This window comes from Pseudomonas sp. S36, assembly GCF_016647875.1.
Taxonomy (GTDB): Bacteria; Pseudomonadota; Gammaproteobacteria; order Pseudomonadales; family Pseudomonadaceae; genus Aquipseudomonas; species Aquipseudomonas parafulva.
In genome coordinates this window covers 1-16,808 of the sequence record NZ_JACVVG010000047.1, presented here as the reverse complement: position 1 = coordinate 16,808, position 16,808 = coordinate 1, and the positions used below count along the sequence as shown (strand labels likewise).

At 64.9% G+C, this 16,808-nt stretch carries 13 protein-coding genes; 10 read left to right on the top strand and 3 right to left on the bottom strand.

Annotated features, from left to right (window positions below; all coding sequences use genetic code 11):
• Positions 1 to 58: 58 nt before the first annotated feature.
• A complete protein-coding gene (locus IAE36_RS20110) occupies positions 59 to 1,336 on the bottom strand; it encodes an acetyl-CoA C-acetyltransferase (RefSeq protein WP_201214227.1) in 1,278 nt (425 codons plus the stop codon).
• A 117-nt stretch (positions 1,337 to 1,453) separates the two neighbouring features.
• On the opposite strand from IAE36_RS20110, the gene IAE36_RS20105 reads away from it, so the two are divergent.
• From IAE36_RS20105 to IAE36_RS20070, 8 genes are all read left to right on the top strand, one after another.
• On the top strand, positions 1,454 to 2,806 hold the full coding sequence (locus IAE36_RS20105) for a 3-oxoacyl-ACP reductase (protein WP_201214226.1): 1,353 nt from the start codon (positions 1,454 to 1,456) through the stop codon (positions 2,804 to 2,806).
• A 2-nt stretch (positions 2,807 to 2,808) separates the two neighbouring features.
• The gene (locus tag IAE36_RS20100; protein WP_201214224.1) at positions 2,809 to 3,660 is read left to right on the top strand and encodes a MaoC family dehydratase; all 852 of its coding nucleotides are present in this window, start codon (positions 2,809 to 2,811) and stop codon (positions 3,658 to 3,660) included.
• A gap of 90 nt (positions 3,661 to 3,750) precedes the next feature.
• The gene (locus tag IAE36_RS20095) at positions 3,751 to 4,056 is read left to right on the top strand and encodes a MazG-like family protein (RefSeq protein WP_201214222.1); all 306 of its coding nucleotides are present in this window, start codon (positions 3,751 to 3,753) and stop codon (positions 4,054 to 4,056) included.
• On the top strand, positions 4,053 to 4,802 hold the full coding sequence (locus tag IAE36_RS20090; RefSeq protein WP_201214221.1) for a methyltransferase domain-containing protein: 750 nt from the start codon (positions 4,053 to 4,055) through the stop codon (positions 4,800 to 4,802). The genes IAE36_RS20095 and IAE36_RS20090 overlap by 4 nt, the downstream gene beginning before the upstream one ends.
• Before the next feature lie 20 nt (positions 4,803 to 4,822).
• On the top strand, positions 4,823 to 5,446 hold the full coding sequence (locus IAE36_RS20085; protein WP_201214219.1) for a DUF4136 domain-containing protein: 624 nt from the start codon (positions 4,823 to 4,825) through the stop codon (positions 5,444 to 5,446).
• Between the two features lie 19 nt (positions 5,447 to 5,465).
• Positions 5,466 to 6,035: a DUF4136 domain-containing protein gene (locus IAE36_RS20080; RefSeq protein ID WP_201214217.1), complete on the top strand. Its 570-nt coding sequence runs from the start codon at positions 5,466 to 5,468 to the stop codon at positions 6,033 to 6,035.
• Between the two features lie 183 nt (positions 6,036 to 6,218).
• Positions 6,219 to 6,689: an A24 family peptidase gene (locus IAE36_RS20075; RefSeq protein ID WP_028632999.1), complete on the top strand. Its 471-nt coding sequence runs from the start codon at positions 6,219 to 6,221 to the stop codon at positions 6,687 to 6,689.
• A gap of 119 nt (positions 6,690 to 6,808) precedes the next feature.
• A complete protein-coding gene (locus IAE36_RS20070) occupies positions 6,809 to 7,585 on the top strand; it encodes a response regulator (protein ID WP_201214215.1) in 777 nt (258 codons plus the stop codon).
• 23 nt (positions 7,586 to 7,608) lie between these two features.
• Here IAE36_RS20070 and pbpC read toward each other — a convergent pair whose 3' ends face one another.
• Entirely contained in the window at positions 7,609 to 9,963 is a 2,355-nt protein-coding gene (gene pbpC, locus IAE36_RS20065; RefSeq protein WP_201214213.1) for a peptidoglycan glycosyltransferase PbpC, read from the bottom strand.
• A 77-nt stretch (positions 9,964 to 10,040) separates the two neighbouring features.
• Between pbpC and IAE36_RS20060 the strand changes: the two genes are divergently transcribed.
• Positions 10,041 to 10,334: a hypothetical protein gene (locus tag IAE36_RS20060; protein ID WP_028633002.1), complete on the top strand. Its 294-nt coding sequence runs from the start codon at positions 10,041 to 10,043 to the stop codon at positions 10,332 to 10,334.
• Between the two features lie 69 nt (positions 10,335 to 10,403).
• Here IAE36_RS20060 and IAE36_RS20055 read toward each other — a convergent pair whose 3' ends face one another.
• The gene (locus IAE36_RS20055; protein WP_201214211.1) at positions 10,404 to 15,296 is read right to left on the bottom strand and encodes an alpha-2-macroglobulin family protein; all 4,893 of its coding nucleotides are present in this window, start codon (positions 15,294 to 15,296) and stop codon (positions 10,404 to 10,406) included.
• 181 nt (positions 15,297 to 15,477) lie between these two features.
• Here IAE36_RS20055 and IAE36_RS20050 point away from each other — a divergent pair.
• A partial coding sequence (locus IAE36_RS20050) for an MATE family efflux transporter (RefSeq protein WP_201214209.1) occupies positions 15,478 to 16,808 on the top strand: 1,331 nt, incomplete at its 3' end.

Genomic DNA, 16,808 nt, shown 5'->3' with positions numbered 1-16,808 from the left:
TGGTGTCTTATGGTTCTGAGCAGACAAGCCTAACAGCTACCGCGACACCGACGTTACCTTACCGCTCGACGATCACCGTCACACCCTGCCCGCCCGCTGCACAGATCGAAATCAGCCCACGCCCTTTCCCCGCCACCGACAGCAGTTTTGCCAGGTTGGCCACAATACGGCCCCCGGTAGCCGCGAACGGGTGGCCTGCCCCCAGCGAGCTGCCTTTGACGTTGAGCCTGGCGCGGTCGATCGCCCCCAGCGGTGCGCTCAAGCCCAGCTGTTCACGGCAATAGTCGGCATCTTCCCAGGCCTTGAGGGTGCAGAGCACCTGGGCGGCGAAGGCTTCATGGATTTCGTAGTAATCGAAGTCCTGCAGGGTCAGGCCATTGCGCGCCAGCAACCGTGGCACGGCATACACCGGTGCCATCAGCAGGCCTTCGCGGCCCGTGACGAAGTCAACCGCAGCGGTTTCACCGTCCACCAAATAGGCGAGCACCTCCAGCCCCTGCTGTTGCGCCCACTCTTCGGTGCCCAACAGCACCAGCGAAGCACCGTCGGTGAGCGGCGTGGAATTGCCCGCGGTCAGCGTGCCTTCGTCCGTACGGTCGAAGGCCGGCTTGAGGCGGGCCAGTTGCTCCAAGGTAAGGTCCGGGCGCAGGTTGTTGTCCCGGGCAAGCGACATGAACGGGGTCAGCAAGTCGTCCTGCCAGCCTTCGGCATAGGCACCCGCCAGGGCCTGATGGCTGCGCAGGGCCAGCGCGTCCTGTTCTGCCCTGCCGATATGCCAGGTTTTGGCCATGCGCTCACAGTGTTCGCCCATTGACAGGCCGGTGCGCGGCTCGCCATTGCGCGGCAATTCAGGCTTGAGGTGATGAGGGCGCAGCTTCAGGAAAGGTTGCAGCCGGCCCATCAGGCTTTTGCCACGGTTGGCCTGCAACAGTACCTGGCGCAGGCCTTCGTTCACGGCGATGGGCGCATCGGAAGTGGTGTCCACGCCGCCAGCGATGCCGCAGTCGATCTGCCCCAGGGCAATCTTGTTGGCCACCAGCAAAGCGGCCTCAAGCCCGGTGCCACAAGCCTGCTGGATGTCATAGGCGGGCGTGAGCGGCGAGAGGCGCGATCTCAGTACGCATTCACGGGTCAGGTTCATGTCGCGGGAGTGTTTGAGCACCGCACCGGCCACCACCTCACCCAGGCGCAGCCCGTGCAGCCGATAACGCTCTATCAGCCCTTCCAGCGTAGCGGTCAGCATGGCCTGGTTGCTGGCCGTAGCGTAGGCGCCATTGGAGCGGGCAAAGGGGATTCGGTTGCCGCCCAGAATCGCGACCCGACGTAGTGAACGCATGCGCATGTTCCTCCTGAAACAATTTGATCCGTACAGCCTAGGTGTTTTTACCGCATTCGAACGACCGTGCCGCAAAGTTGGTCCACACTCTCAAGCTTGCCTTCTGGAGGACCCCTCATGAGCGATCGCTACCTTGGTTTCGCCAATTCCAGCCTGGGCCGTCGCCTGGTCGATACCCTGGGCCTGCCGCGCCCGGCACCCCTGGAGCGCTGGCAGTCCGGCCGCCTGCGCCCGGTGGAAGGTGCATTGGTGGTAGGCGGCGGGCCACTGGCGGGCCAGGTTGAAACAGTGGCGCCGCGCCTGACCGATGCCGTGTACAGCTTCAATGGCGAGCACCTGCAGGCACAGCCCTGGGTGGCCGGCCTTGGGCCGAAAATCAAGGCGCTGGTGTTCGACGCCAGCCATTTGTCCGACAGCGATGCCTTGAAGCAGTTGCGCGAGTTTTTCCAGCCGCTGTTACGCAGCCTGGCACCTTGTGCTCATGTGGTGGTGCTCGGGCGGCCTCCCGAGTCGCTGGCAGACCCGTTGGCCAGCGTGGCGCAGCGAGCCCTTGAAGGGTTCACCCGCTCGCTGGCCAAGGAGTTGCGCAATGGCGCCACTGCGCAGCTGCTTTATGTGGGCGAAGGTGCCGAAGACCAGCTGGAGGGTGCACTGCGCTTCTTCCTGTCGCCGAAAAGCGCATTCGTGTCTGGCCAGGTGCTGCGCCTGCAGGCCTGCGCTGCGCACGTGCAGGACTGGACCCGCCCGCTGGGCGGCCAACGGGCTCTGGTGACCGGCGCGGCACGCGGTATCGGTGCTGCCATTGCCGAAACCCTGGTGCGCGATGGTGCCGACGTGCTGCTGCTGGATGTGCCCCAGGCCGCCCAAGAGCTCAATGCCCTCGCCGCACGCCTGGGTGGCAAGGCCCTGGCCCTGGACATCTGCGCCAGCGACGCAGCAACGCAACTGCTCGCTGCCCTGCCCGATGGCCTCGACATCGTGGTGCACAACGCTGGCATCACCCGCGACAAGACCCTGGCCAACATGACCCCGGAGTACTGGGACGCTGTGATGGCGGTCAACCTCAAGGCGCCGCAGATACTCACCCAGGCGCTGATCGACAATGGCGCACTCGGGCAGCACGCCCGCATCACACTGCTGGCGTCGGTGAGCGGTATAGCCGGCAACCGTGGCCAGGCCAACTACGCCGCCAGCAAGGCCGGGCTGATCGGCCTGGCACAGGCTTGGGCGCCCACACTGGCCGAACGGGGTGCCAGCATCAATGCTGTAGCCCCGGGTTTCATCGAAACCCACATGACCGCCGCCATGCCCATGGGCCTGCGCGAGGCCGGTCGACGCCTTAGCTCACTCGGCCAGGGCGGGCGGCCCCAGGACGTGGCCGAAGCCATCGCCTGGCTCAGCCAGCCCTGCACCGGTGCAGTCAACGGCCAGGTGCTGCGGGTCTGTGGCCAGGCACTGATGGGGGCTTGAACATGAAACGAACCTGGCACCACGTGCACCGCCCGGCTGGCCGCGCCAGCCTGTACCTGCGCGCCGCTGGCAAGCGCAGCATCACGGGTGACCGCCTGCCGGAAGCAGGCCTGCGCTGCTACATCCCACTGCAGCAGCAAAACCTGCAAGCCTACCGGCGGCTCTGTCACTTCGCCGATGACGGCCGCCTGCCAGCCACGTACCCGCACATCATGGCGTTCAACCTGCAACTGCAACTGATGACCGGCCATGACTTTCCGTTCCCGTTGCTGGGGCTGGTGCACCTGCACAATCGCATCGAAGTGCTGCGCCCGCTCGGTGGGCTTGAAGGGCTGCATATGGCCGTGTACGCGGATAATCTGCAACCCCATGCCAAAGGCGGTACGTTCGACCTGGTGACCGAGGCCCAGGACGGCATAGGCCCGCTGTGGCGGGAGACCAGCCGCATGCTGGTACGCGGGCTAAAGCTCGAAGGCGCCGCCACCCCCACGCCCCCGGACGAGCCCGTAGACCTGCCCGAAGCCACGCGCTGGTATGCCGACCGCGACATTGGCCGGCGTTACGCCAAGGTGTGCGGCGACTACAACCCCATCCACCTGAGCGCTGCCAGTGCGCGGCTGTTCGGTTTCCCCACCGCCATTGCCCACGGCATGTGGAGCAAGGCAATGGCCATGGCGGCATTGCGTGGGCACCTGCCCCCCAGTGGCTACGGGTTCGAAGTGGCGTTCCACAAGCCCGTGCGCTTGCCCTCGGAGGTGATACTCAGCGCCAGTGAAGCTGGCCCCATTGGCGCTGTGCGGCTGGATGGCCATGCCGGGGTGCTGCACATGGCTGGCCACTGGTCACGCCTGTAGCCAACCGGGGCACTGTTGACCGTACGTTTGTGTGGGGCCCTTGCTTTGCAGCGGCCCTGCGCAGAAGCTATGCGGCATCAGGAGGCCCCGATGAACTTGCAAGAACTCACCCAACGCCTGCACCAGATCCGCGACAACAATGACTGGCAGCGCTTTCACAGCCCCAAGAACCTCGCCATGGCCGCCAGTGTGGAAATGGCCGAGCTGGTCGAAATATTCCAATGGCTGAGCGAAGACGAATCGCGCCAGTTGCCTGCTGACAAGCTGGCCCACGCGGGCCAGGAAGTCGGTGATGTAGTGCTCTACCTGTTGCTGCTGTGCAGCGAGCTTGGCCTGGACATGGACCAGGTCGCGCGGGCCAAGCTTGCTGACAGCGAGAGGCGCTTCGCCCGATGAACGACCGTCACTTCGATGAACTGGCCACCCGCTTTGCCGAAAAAATCTACGGCGGAGCCAAGGGTGCGATCCGCCTTGCCGTGCTGCAGGCCGACCTGGCCGAGGCACTGCCCGACCGCCCGCTGCGTATCCTCGACGTGGGCGCAGGGCTGGGCCACATGGCCTTGTGGCTGGCCCAGCGCGGGCACCATGTCACCCTGGCCGAACCTGCCGCCCCCATGCTCGATGACGCCCGGGCACGCTTTGCCGAGGCCGGCCAGGCCGCGACATTCATTCATGCGCCCTGGCAGGCGCTGCTCGGTGAGCTGACCGAACCCTACGATGTGGTGGTGTGCCATGCCGTGCTGGAGTGGCTGGCCGAACCAGAAAGCATCCTGCCGGTACTGCACCAGCTCACAGCGCCCCAAGGCTGGTTGTCGCTGGCGTTCTACAACCGTGATGCCCTGGTGTACCGGAACCTGCTCAAGGGGCATTTCCGCAAGTTGCGCAGCAACCGGCTGGAAGGTGAAAAGCAAAGCCTCACCCCGCAAAAACCTCTTGATCCCCGCCACCTCAAAGCGCAACTTGAGCCCATGTGGCAGGTCGAAAGTGAAAGCGGTATCCGGGTGTTCCACGACTACATGCCCAAGGACTTCCAGGACAAGGCGGAGCTGCTCGACCTGCTGGAAATGGAACTGGCCCACCGTCGCCACCCAAGCTTTGCCGGGCTTGGTCGTTACCTGCATTGGGTTTGCCGCCCACGTTGATCTGCCAGGCAGGAGGAAGCATGCCGTATCGTCTGTTTCGCCTCGCCCTGCTGCCGCTGGTCCTCGCGGGCTGTCAGGGCACCAACCCCTATGTGGCCAGTAGCCGGCCATTGCCCCCGGCGCCGGCGCAGGCGGCCAACACCTTCGATGCCAGTGCCTACCCCACCCCTGCCCGGGATTACGGGCACTACCAGAGCTGGGGCTGGCGCAATGGGCAGTTGCCCACCGGCTCGGCAAATGCCGACCCGGCACAATTGGCCGATGCCGTCAGCGCCGCCCTCGACCAGCACGGGCTACGCCCCGCACGCAACGGCTCGCCAGACTTGTTGGTAAGCGCCAACATCCATCTGGAAAAGCGCCTGCGCCAGGTTCGTGATTACGACAGTTACGACCCTTACCCCTACGGTAGTGTCGGCTACGGCGGGTACCGCAACGGTTACGGTGGCTATGCCAGCGTACCGGTGGTGCGCACTTACCAGGTGGAAGTGATGGTGGTACGCGTCGATCTGTATGACGGGCGCAGCGGTCAGCCCGTGTGGAGCGGCAATGCCGAAAGCGGCAGCGACCAGGGGTCGCCCCGTGATCGTGAAAGTGCTGTGCGCCAGGCCGTCAGCAAGGCACTCAGCGGCTATCCTCCCAGTTAACGCTTAACGGAGAACCACCATGTTGCGCCGTCTGTTTCTACTGTCGTTTGCCGTGTTGCTGGCTGCCTGCTCGAGCAACAACGTGCAGCAGGATTACGACGCCAGTCGCGATTTTGCCGCCTACCGCAGCTGGGCCTGGCAAGAACCTGCGTTGCAGTACCGCCCGGACGACCCGCGCATCAAAAGCGACCTGACCGAACAGCGCATTCGCCAGGCCGTAACCGATCAGCTCGACCAGCGCGGCCTGCGCCCGGTGCAACCCGGCAAGCAGGCTGATGTAAAAGTGCGTACCTATCTGATCGTCGAACAGCGCCAACAACAAATCACCACCAACTATGGCGGCGGCTGGGGTGGCTATTGGGGCGGTTACTGGGGCGGGCCGATGTACAACGAAACCCGCAGCGTCGACTACAAGGTGGCGACGATTCAGGTGGACCTGCTCGACGGGCGCGATGGCAAACTGGTGTGGCGCGGCAGCGCCGAGCAGATCATGAACAACTACCCGCCTGGGCCGGATGAGCGTAACAGCGCCATTCAGAAAACGGTGGCGCAGGTACTGGGGAATTACCCGCCGGGTAGCCGCAGGTAATCGAATGATTGAACAGCGCTGAAGCGGGGCCGCCCGACGGCCCCTGTGTCACCTGCGACAAAATCCATTCCGGCCACGCCTTTTCCCTGCCAACACCCCGCCCGCTCCCGGGTTCCGGTCTATCTTGACTGTGAAACCTGACTGAACAGGTAGTGTTCAACTTCAAGGGAAGGTGGGCTGTCGATGCAAAGCATTGTGCTTCTCCTATGGCTTGCCCTGTGCACCGAACAGGACGTGCGCCAGCGTCAGATCTCAAATGTACTCACCCTCGGCGTGGCCGTCTGCGCGCTATTCTGGCTATTCGCAACCGGCCACACCTGGTTGGGGGCAGACCCCGGCGATGCGGGCTGGGCATTGGCGATTGTGATGCTGCTTACCCTGCCGGTGTACATGCTCGGCCATTTCGGTGCGGACGACGTCAAGCTGATGGGCGCCCTGGCACTCGCCACAGGGCCCCAGTATGTATTGGGGACCTTCATCGGGGCCGGTATCAGCCTGCTGATCTGGCTGATGACCCGCAGGCGCTTGTGGGCACTGCTCGATGCCAAGGTGAAAAAGCGCCTGCAAGCCCTGACCGAGGCCATGGGCGACAAGCAGGCATTCGTACCTTACGTACTGGCCGGCTTCCTCCTGACAGCTGTATGGATCCAATGAACATCCCGGCGGTCCGAAGATGTGTACGTGCCTTGTACATATTTCAGAGGTACGGCTACTTTTAAACTGCCAGAGCGTCTAGCCCGGGAGCAGGGCCGTATACGAACAGGGAGTTGATCGTGTCCAGACCAGTGAGTGAAGTAAAGGTGTTGGTGGTCGATGATCAATCGGCCATCGTTGAACAGTTGTGCGAATTCCTCAAAGCCAAGGGCTACGCGTGCACATCGGCCCTTTCCACCAACGAAGCGATCGAACGCTACGTGGCCGACCCTGCCATCGGCCTGGTCATCTGCGACCTGCACATGCCTGAACGTGACGGCATCGAGCTGGTACGGGCGCTCAAGCAGATCAACCCGGGGCAGCGCATGTTCGAGGCCATCATGCTGACCGGGCGGGCGGAAAAACAGGACGTGATTCGCGCCTTGCGTGAAGGCTTTGCCGATTACTACCAGAAGCCCATGGACCTGGACGAACTGCTCGAAGGCGTGCGCCGGCAGGAAGAGGTGCTGGTGGAACGCCAACGCAATCTCAGCGACCTCGGCGGGTTGAACCAGCGGCTGCAGGAGCTGGCTGACTCTGTCGACGAGCTGTACCAGGACCTGGAGAAAGCCCGAGGCCTGGGCGCACACCGTCGCGCTGGGGATGCCGAGGATACCGAGAGCGAGTTGCCTGCGGTGTTCGACAAGCTCTCGCCGCGCCAGCTTGAGGTCGCCCGCCTGGTGGGCAAGGGCAAGACCAACTACCAGATTGCCTGCGAACTGGGCATCACCGAAAACACGGTCAAGCTGTATGTCTCCCAGGTGTTGCGCCTGACCCACATGCACAACCGCACCCAACTGGCGTTGGCGCTGACCCCGGGCTCCGCGCCCGTGCATCAGCGCTTCACCGCCCACTGATGGGCGACACCTGCCGGGCTACCTCACTGGCTGACCTGGAACGTTACGCGGGCTGTTTCGCCGCTTTCGTCCAGTGCGCTCAGCTCGGCCCGTCCTGCCTGCGGCAGGCGTAACGGCAGGCTGTCCTGGCCCTGGGTCTCACCCAGCGGCTGGCCATTGAGGAACCACCAGCGCCGGCCGGCACCGCCCAGTGCTGACACATCAAGCTGCAATGGCTCAGCGCTGTTGGCGGGACGACGCAGGTTATCACCCGGCCGTACCCCGACGATGGACAGCGGTGGCGCGCTGGCCGCAACCTGTGGCGGGCAGCCAGGGTCGATGGCAGGCAGCAGGGCGGCACGGCGCTCTGCCCGCGGTAGCCAGGGTTCCAGCGGCGCCGGCCATAACGCGATATCGCGCTGCCGGGCACCCGGGCAACTGCCGTCTACCCGCAACCCACGGTCATTGACCCACACGCTTTCGTGCAACCCCAGGCCCAGCGGTTGATCCGCCGCCTGCAAGGTCGGAGGGATGGTGCCGTCCAGCGTCCAGGCAAAGCGCTGACGCCGGCAGTTCGGGGCGTGCCGCTGCAGAGGCTGGCCGAGTGGCCAGCAGATCGCAGCCACCCCCACACTCGTCGGTACAGGCTGTATCGGCATGCTCAGCCCCCGCTGGCGGTCACGGTTGGTCAACAGGTCATGTACCTGCAGCATCAGTGGCGCTGCAGAGGCCAGGCCGAACTGCCCGGGCACCGGCGTACCGTCGGGCCGGCCGATCCACACACCGATCAGGTAGCGAGGCCCCACCCCGACCGACCAGGCGTCCCGAAAGCCGTAGCTGGTGCCGGTCTTCCAGGCCAGCTGCGGGCGCTGCACCAACTCGGCATGAGGGTCGCGGTCTGGCCGGGCCTGGCCACTGAGGATGCGGCGGATGATCCAGGCAGCACCCGGTGACATCAGGCGATGCTCCACCAACCGAGCCTGAGGCTGCAAACGTATCTGGGCCGTGTTGCCCTCACGGGCCAGTGCCGCATAGCCCCCCACCAGGTCTTCCAGGCGGCTGCCGACGCCGCCCAGAATCAACGAAAGGTTCGGTTCGGCCAGCGGCGGCAATATCAGCGGCAAGCCTGCCATGCGTAGTTGTGCGGCAAAGCGCTTGGGGCCGTAGGCTTCCAGCAGCTGCACGGCTGGCAGGTTGAGTGACAGCGCCAGCGCCGAGCTGGCCGACACCGGGCCGCTGAAGCCGGACGAAAAGTTGCCGGGGCGATAATCGCCGTAGCGGCGCGGCACATCCTGCAGCAACGACTCGGAATGAATAAGGCCATCGTCCAGCGCCATGCCATACAGGAAAGGCTTGAGCGTGGAGCCTGGCGAGCGCAACGCCTGCACCATGTCGACATGGCCGAAGCGCCTGTCATCCGCCAGGTCGACCGAGCCCAGGTACGCACGCACGGCCATGTTCTGCGCCTCGACCACCAGGATGGCCGCTGAGGTACGTTCGGGCAGGCGGGCGCGCCAGCCCAGCAGCAGGTCCTCAAGGCGCCTTTGCAGGGCGGCATCCAGGGTGGTGCGTATCAAGGGCGGGCTACCGGCCGTATTCAGGCGCCGTGCCAGCAGTGGGGCCAACGCCGGTTCCTGGCGTGGCGCCAACAACAGCGGTTCCTCGGCCGCCTCGCGAATGCGCTGCGCAGGCCATACCTGGTATTGCGCCAGGCGTTGCAGCACCTTGTCACGGGCACGCTGTGCGCGTTCTGGGTGGCGGTCCGGGCGCAGCCGGCTGGGGGCCTGGGGCAGCACGGCCAGCAGCGCGGCTTCGGCGGGCGTCAGGTGCAAGGGCGACTTGCCCAGGTAGGCCCAGCTGGCGGCGGCAACGCCCTGCAACGTGCCGCCGAACGGCGCGCGGTCCAGGTATATCTGCAGGATCTCGCGCTTGGGCAAGTGCCACTCCAGCTGTAGCGTGCGCCACAGCTGGCGCAGTTTGCCTGCCAGGGTACGGTCATGCGGGTCGAGCAGCCGTGCCACCTGCATCGACAGGGTACTGCCCCCCGACACCACCCGACCGCCGCTGAGGTTCAGCCAGGCCGCCCTGGCCAGCGCCAGCGGGTTCACCCCCGGATGGCGATAGAACCAGCGGTCCTCGTAGGTGAGCAGCGCCTCGAGATAAAGCGGCGACACCTGCTCGGGGCTGACCGGGTAACGCCAGACACCGTCGGCATCGGCAAAGCGCCACAGGGGCGTACCGTCTTCGGCAAGCACCACGCGCGCCAGGTCGTCCTGGGGCATCGGCAGCGGCCATAGGCGATCAGCCAGCCACAGCAGGCCAACCACAATCAGGCTGCCGAGTAGCGCAGCGCGCAGCAGCTTGCCCGCACGGGTGCGCGGCCACGCTAAGCTTGGCATCGGGAACCGACCTGGCCAGATAATGGCCAAAGGGTTGGGGACGGCACAATCGCCGAGTCGATCATCAGGAAGCAACTATGCATGTAGAAGGTTTTTTCGAGTGGCTGGGCCAGGCGCTGGGGTCGCTGATCCGCATCATCGTCGACGCGTTGAGCGGCCTGTTCAACCTGCTGGCCAATGCCGGTGGCAACTTCGTCGACGGCCTGGCACGCACCCTGGGCATGGACACCTCGCTGGTCAGCATCCTGGCGCTGATCGTCGGCCTGATGCTGCTGTACTCGGCAATCCGCGCGTTCATGCGAGCCTCGATCATCCTCGGGATCATCTGGCTGGTGCTGGGGTTGTGGGTGATGAGCTGGGTCATACACTAAGCGCCGGGGTGCCTGTGGTGGGCGCCAGGCAGGTGGGCACATCGCCCCGCTGCCTGGCGCTACCGCTGCCTAACGCGGCTTGACTGTCATTTCCCCTTGCCCGTCACCCACAGCCTGCAGGTTCGGGCGGTACATCGACTCTACCTGCGGCGGCGGCACCCGGTAGGTGCCCGGGGTGACTGCACGCGCCAGGTACAGCAGGTGGGTGGTGCCGTAGCCGTCGAGCTTGACGGCCGCGACGTAACGGTCGTCGCGGTATTCCTGGTGCACCACATTCGCGTTCTGCATCGACTCACGCCACTCTTTCACCGCGCTGCTGGCGTTGTCCAGGCTGGCAGCGCTTTGCGCCAGGTTCTGGTTCTCCAGCTCCAGGCCGGCTGGCAGCAGGTCGACTACCAGCGCATCAGGCACACGGTCCTCGGCCTTCAGCGCCAGGTGTACCAGCACCAGGTCACCGCTACGCAGGTTACCCAGGTCCAGCGGCTGGCCATTCATGCCCAGGTACTCACGACGGACCTGCATACCATTGCCGCTGGCCGCTGGGGCCTGACGGGGGTAACCCGAAACCGTCAGTTGCTGATAAAGCGTCTCGCCGCCCTGGTTCTGCACGGTCAGCGGGGAGGCCAGTAACGGGCCCTCCAGCTTCATGCCCGCATCGGCGTTGTCGAATTCGCGGATTTCACCCGCGCTGTCCAGCCGCGCTTTCCATGGGCTTTCAGGTTTACCGAGCAAGCCACGGCCTGCCAGGAACAGCGCATTACGCTCCTGGGTAGAGAGCCAGCGGTTGGCAGCCAGCTCATCCGACAGGGCAAACAGGCGTTGATCGACCTGGCCGCTGGCAAGGTTGTTCTCCTGCAGCAGTGCCAGAATCAGCGCCTGGTCCCGCAGGGCGCTGCCGTAATCGGCCATCCAGCCTTTGCCACGGCTGACTGCAAGGCCAGCCTGCAGCGCCTGCTGCGCACGGGGCTTGTCACCCATTTTGTCCAAGGCCACGGCCAGTTGCACCAGCGGCAGGCCAGAACGGGCATCGGCCCGGCGTTCGAACAGGCCACGCAGCGCACCCAGCGGTGCCTGCTGGCTGCGCGCCAATACCAGAGCGGCATAGGCCTGAACCGCAAAGCGGGTGTGATCGGCGTTGTCGCTGTAGTCCACTTCGATCAGGTTGCGCTCCTGCAAGTAGCGCAGCAGGCGTTCGTTGGCCTTCTTCAAGGCTTCGGCCGGCACCCCGTAACCCTGGTCACGGGCCCGCAGCAGGAAGTCGCTCACGTAGGCGGTCAGCCAGTACTCCTCCTCGCTGTCCGAACTCCACAGGCCGAAGCTGCCGTTGTAACGCTGCATGCCCAGCAGGTGTTCGATGCCCATCTCGATCTTGCGCTTGAGCACGTCTGCCGGTTCGCCCTTGATGCCCAGGCGCTTGAGGCTGTCGGCATCGGCGTACAGCGATGGGTAGAGGCCGCTGGTGGTCTGCTCCAGGCAACCATAGGGGTAGGCTTCCAGCGCACGAATCTGCTCGCCCAGGTTCAGCGGCGGCCGGCTCGACAGCGCCAGGGTGGCTTCGAGGCCCGCCGGCTCATAGGACGCCAGGTCTGCTTCGGGCAGGGTCCAGGGCTGGTCTTTCAGTGCCACGCGGTAATGCTTGAGCATGGCCGGATAGGCAGGCCGCACGCCCAGCGTCCATTCACGTTCGAACGCAGCCGCTGGCTCATCCGGCAATTGCAGGCCTGTGACACGCACGTGGACCTTGCCCTGCCCCAACCCGCCTTGAGCTTGCACAGGGATCATCAGCGTGGAGCGCTGGCCTTCAGCCAGGGTTACAGCCTGCACGGCACTGGCCGTGAGGCTGACTTGCCCTTCGGTGGTGATCTCCACGTTCAGCTGTTGGGCACGGCCCGACAGGTTGGCCAGGTCCAGCGCCAGGCGGGTACGGTCACCACCCGCCAGGAAGCGCGGGGCGGACAGTTCAGCAATGAGCGGCGCAGCGACCACGGTCTTGGCTTCAGCCATGCCGAAGTCTTCCTCGGCCCAGGCCTGGGCCATCACGCGCAGTTCACCATTGAAGTCGGGGATATCGACACTGGCCTGGCCTTCGCCGTTTTCGCCCAGGGTCACCGGCAGGCTCTGCTGGGCGACGATGGTCACCGTGGTATTGGGGCGTTTGCCACCTTTGGCCATGGCCGCATCGCCACCAAATGCCAGGCTGGCCAGGCGACCTTGCCCGGCTTCGATCAGTTGGCCGTAGATGTCCAGCTGGTCGGCGCCATAGGCCTTGCGCCCGAACAGGCTGGCGAAGGGATCTGGGGTTTTGAAGTCGGTGATGTTGAGAATGCCCACATCCACCGCCGACAGCAGCACATGCACCTGCTTGGGCACGCTGCCATTGCTTCTGGCGGCCTTGATCTTCACGGTAAGCGGCTGTTTGGGGCGCATTTTCTCCGGTGCCTGCAAGCTCACCGCCAGCTTGCGCTCGGCGCGGTCCAGCGGCAGGTGCAGCACACCCACCGCACGCTTGGGCGTGGCATTGGCCTTGCGCTCACCCGGGCGAATCACCAAGGTGCTCAGGTACAGGTCGTGGCGCGCCCAGGCCTTGTCCAGCGGCACCTCGAAGGTTTTGCCCTCGGCAGGTACATCGATTTCCTGCCACCACAACGGGCCATCGCTGGATTCGATCATCAGGTAGCCACTGCCTGCGGCAGGCGGGGTGACAGTGACCTTGGCGGTCGCGCCGTCGGCATAGGACGGCTTGTCCAGCGCCAGCTTGACCTGATCTGGCCGTACGGCGCCACCTTCGGCGTTATCCTGGGCGCGGTAACCGGCCCAGAAGCGTTCGCTTGACACCATACCGGTCTGTGGGTCTTCCACCTCCACGCGGTAGGGCCCCCACTCCACCTGGAAGTTCATCTTGGCGGTGGAGCCCGCCTTGACGCTGAGGGTTTCCTCGCTCTGGGTGAGGAATTTTTCGTTGTAGGCGTAGCTCCAGCCATCACTCTGGGAGTAGTTCCAGTAATAATCGCGTCGCTCGCGAATCAGCCGCACTTTCAGGTCGTTGGCCGCAAGCTTGTTTCCCTCGCGGTCGGCTACCACGAATTCGAACTCGACAGGGCCATCGCTGTTGGTTTCTTCACCATCAAACAGCCCACGCAGCCCGGGCAGGCGCTCGGCGGGCCACACAGGTTGCTCCAGGCGCCGAGTGATCGGCCTGCCACCGGACTCCTGCAAGCTGGCCTGCACGGTCAGTTGCAGCGGCGAACGCGCTTCGCCCCAGCGGCTGGGGATGTCGAGTACGGCCTTGCCCGCCTGGTCGAGGGTGACTTCGTCCAGTTCCAGGTCCTGGGTCAGCTCGGCCTCGGTGACCAAGCCAAACTGGTAGCCGGGCAGCGCAGGCACCGCCTCACGCAGCGGGCGAACATAGGCCTGACCGCTTAGGCGGTTGCCTGCCGCCGGTGCGCCGTACAGGTAGCGGCCGGTCACCTGGATGCGCGCATCTTCATCGGGTGCAAGGGGCTTGCTACTGCCTTTGAGCTCCAGCGCCAGCCGCTCGGGCAGGAAATCCTCGACCAGGAATTCATACACCTGCTTGCGCCCGCCACCCAGGTCGAGCAGCAGCTGCCAGCGGCCGGTTGGGGCCTCGGTCGCCAACTGCAACTGGTATTGGTACAGGCCATTGTTGTCGGCCTCCCAGACAAACTTGCGGCTGACCTGCTCATCCGGGCGCCGCACTTCCACATTCACTGGCTGGGATTTCACCGGCTTGCCGTCCTGGTCGCGCAGCAAGCCGTTGAGCAGCACCGTCTCACCAGGCCGGTACAGGTCGCGCGGGCCGAAAATGAAGAACTGCAGCGGGTTGGCCTGGGGGCCGGTGATGTCAAATTCGGCCAGGTCCAGGGCTGCAGTATTGAGGCGCAGGAGCGTGGTGTGCACACCCTGGGTTGCGATCAGGGTATCGGCCTTGGTCGTGATCGGCAGTTGGGCATGGCCCTTGCCGTCCGTGCTGGCCTGCGCCAGCAGCTTGCCTTTTTCGTCATGGATTTCGAGGTTGACGCCGTTCAGTGCCTTGCCACCCTCCAGGGCCTGGGCGAACACGTCGATACGGTCACGGTAACGATGGGCAGACACGCCGATGTCGCTCAAGGTAAACATCGTGACCGGCTGCGAGTAGTCATAGGTACCCGATGCGCGCATCACCGCCAGGTACACGCCAGGCGCTTGCAAGGGCTTGATGCCAGCAATCGGCAGCAGCACGGTTTCGCGGGTATTGCGCGCAGGGTTGAGGTCGAAGCGGCCGCTGTACACCAGTTCGGCCATGCTCAGGGTGTCTTTGGACTGGTAGTACTCCAGGCTGCTGCTACGCCCCCAGTTGGCGAGGAACGACGAGAGCATGTCCGGTTTGACCCGGAAGAACTCCACATCCACCTTGTCCACGTTCAAGGCAATGACCGGCAGGCCTTCGGCAAGGCGTGTCGGCAGCAGCGAACCCCGGCTGGCAAAGCCGATGGTCGGCTGCATGTCACGGGTTTCGAGGCGGGTGATGGACTCGTCCTGCAACTGCTCACCGTTGACTGCCAGCAAGCCCTTGTCCACGGTCAGCACCAGTTTGCGCTTGGGCTCCAGGTGGCGCAGACGCAGCTCCATCTGGTTTTCGGACAGCTCCCAGGCGCCATCGACCTTGCCCTTCACGGTATCGACCAGGTGCACCTTGCTGGCGAAGTCCTGTTTGGCGTCCAGCGGCGCCGAGAAGCTCAGCGACAGCGTGGCTGCGCCATCGAGTTGCACTTCGGAGGCGTCCAGCACGGTCAGCTCGCGGCCCTTGTAACGCTCGGCGAGCAGCGCCGGATCTTCGCGCTTGACGGGTTGGCTTGCGGCGGCCGTCGGCTTCTGGGCAGGTGCCGGCTTGTCCGGCGTGGAAGAGTCACAGGCGCTAAGCAGGGCCAGCGCACAGGCCAGCAACAATCCTTTGTTGAACATGGAGTACAAACTCTTGGACAGTATGTAGGTGAGGGCTGCAACTATAGCGCACGCGCAGGCATGGCACCCAGCGCGACGCGGCAAGTGAGACCCCGCTCGGGCATATTGGTTGCGTGGTCGGTACACTCTGTTGCTGCATTGCCATACGGCTGTACTGCAACCCCGACTTTCCAGGCCCCCGATGACCTCGATGCTTACCGACTGGCGGCACCGCCCCACCCACCTGAAGGTGTGGGCGCTGGCCGCGCCGATGATCCTGTCCAATATTTCCGTGCCGCTGGTTACCCTGGTGGACAGCACGGTGATCGGCCACCTGCCCCACGCCCATCAGCTGGGGGCCGTGGCCGTGGGCGGCACGCTTTTCACCTTCATGGTGGGCCTGCTGGGGTTTCTACGCATGGGGTCTACCGGTTTCGCTGCCCAGGCAGCCGGGCGGGGCGACGGCGCGGCCTTGCGCCAGGTGCTGGTGCAGGGGCTATTGCTGGCCCTCGCCCTGGCCGTGCTGATCGCCCTGGTGGCCCTGCCCTTCAGCCAGCTGGCCCTGCATGCGATGCAGCCCAGCGCCGCGCTGCAGCAATCCACCGAGGCATTCTTTCACACCCGGCTGCTGGGTTTGCCGGCGGCGCTGGCCAGCTACGCGTTGGTTGGCTGGTTCCTGGGCACCCAGAATGCAAGGGCGCCGCTGGCGATCCTGCTGACCACCAACCTGCTGAATATCGCGCTGAATTTATGGTTCGTGCTGGGCCTGGACTGGGGGGTGCTGGGGTCGGCGCGGGCGTCGGTGATTGCCGAGTGGAGCGCTGCCCTGCTCGGCCTGGCACTCACCCGCCCAGCCTTGCGAGCCCACCCAGGGCAAGTGGCGTGGCGGGCACTCACCCGCTGGCAGGCCTGGCGGCCTTTGCTGGCAGTGAACCGCGACATCTTTTTGCGCAGCCTGGCGCTGCAAGTGGTGTTTCTGCTGATCACGGTGCAAGGCGCTCGTCTGGGTGAAGCGACCGTGGCGGCCAATGCGCTGCTGCTCAACGGCCTGCTGCTCACAGCCTACGCCCTGGACGGGCTGGCCCATGCAGTCGAAGCCTTGTGCGGCCATGCCATTGGTGCACGGGACCGGGACACCTTGCGGCGTTCCCTGGTGATAGCCGGTGGCTGGTCACTGTTCGTCAGCCTGGGTTTTGCCGGTTTGTTCCTGCTGGGTGGGCACCTGTTCATCGACCTGCAGACCAACATCGAAAGCGTGCGCATGGCGGCGTACCCGTACCTGCCCTACCTCGCGGTGCTGCCGTTGATCGCGGTGTGGAGCTACCTGCTGGACGGGCTGTTCATCGGCGCGACCCGGGCACGGGAGATGCGCAATGCAATGCTGCTGTCGGTGTTGGTGGCACTGCCCTTCGGCGTGGTGATGAGCGGGTTTGGCAACCACGGGTTGTGGCTGGCCTTTCTTGGCTTCATGGCGTTGCGGGCGGTGACGCTGGGTTGGGTGGGGTGGCGGTTGCAGGTTCGAGGGGGTTGGGT

Excerpts from the sequence above, each read along its gene's own strand:
- IAE36_RS20055 (WP_201214211.1), bottom strand. The coding sequence starts at position 15,296 with ATGTTCAACAAAGGATTGTTGCTGGCCTGTGCGCTGGCCCTGCTTAGC.
- IAE36_RS20105 (WP_201214226.1), top strand. The coding sequence starts at position 1,454 with ATGAGCGATCGCTACCTTGGTTTCGCCAATTCCAGCCTGGGCCGTCGC.
- IAE36_RS20095 (WP_201214222.1), top strand. The coding sequence starts at position 3,751 with ATGAACTTGCAAGAACTCACCCAACGCCTGCACCAGATCCGCGACAAC.
- IAE36_RS20080 (WP_201214217.1), top strand. The coding sequence starts at position 5,466 with ATGTTGCGCCGTCTGTTTCTACTGTCGTTTGCCGTGTTGCTGGCTGCC.
- pbpC (WP_201214213.1), bottom strand. The coding sequence starts at position 9,963 with ATGCCAAGCTTAGCGTGGCCGCGCACCCGTGCGGGCAAGCTGCTGCGC.
- IAE36_RS20060 (WP_028633002.1), top strand. The coding sequence starts at position 10,041 with ATGCATGTAGAAGGTTTTTTCGAGTGGCTGGGCCAGGCGCTGGGGTCG.
- IAE36_RS20110 (WP_201214227.1), bottom strand. The coding sequence starts at position 1,336 with ATGCGTTCACTACGTCGGGTCGCGATTCTGGGCGGCAACCGAATCCCC.
- IAE36_RS20075 (WP_028632999.1), top strand. The coding sequence starts at position 6,219 with ATGCAAAGCATTGTGCTTCTCCTATGGCTTGCCCTGTGCACCGAACAG.
- IAE36_RS20085 (WP_201214219.1), top strand. The coding sequence starts at position 4,823 with ATGCCGTATCGTCTGTTTCGCCTCGCCCTGCTGCCGCTGGTCCTCGCG.
- IAE36_RS20100 (WP_201214224.1), top strand. The coding sequence starts at position 2,809 with ATGAAACGAACCTGGCACCACGTGCACCGCCCGGCTGGCCGCGCCAGC.
- IAE36_RS20090 (WP_201214221.1), top strand. The coding sequence starts at position 4,053 with ATGAACGACCGTCACTTCGATGAACTGGCCACCCGCTTTGCCGAAAAA.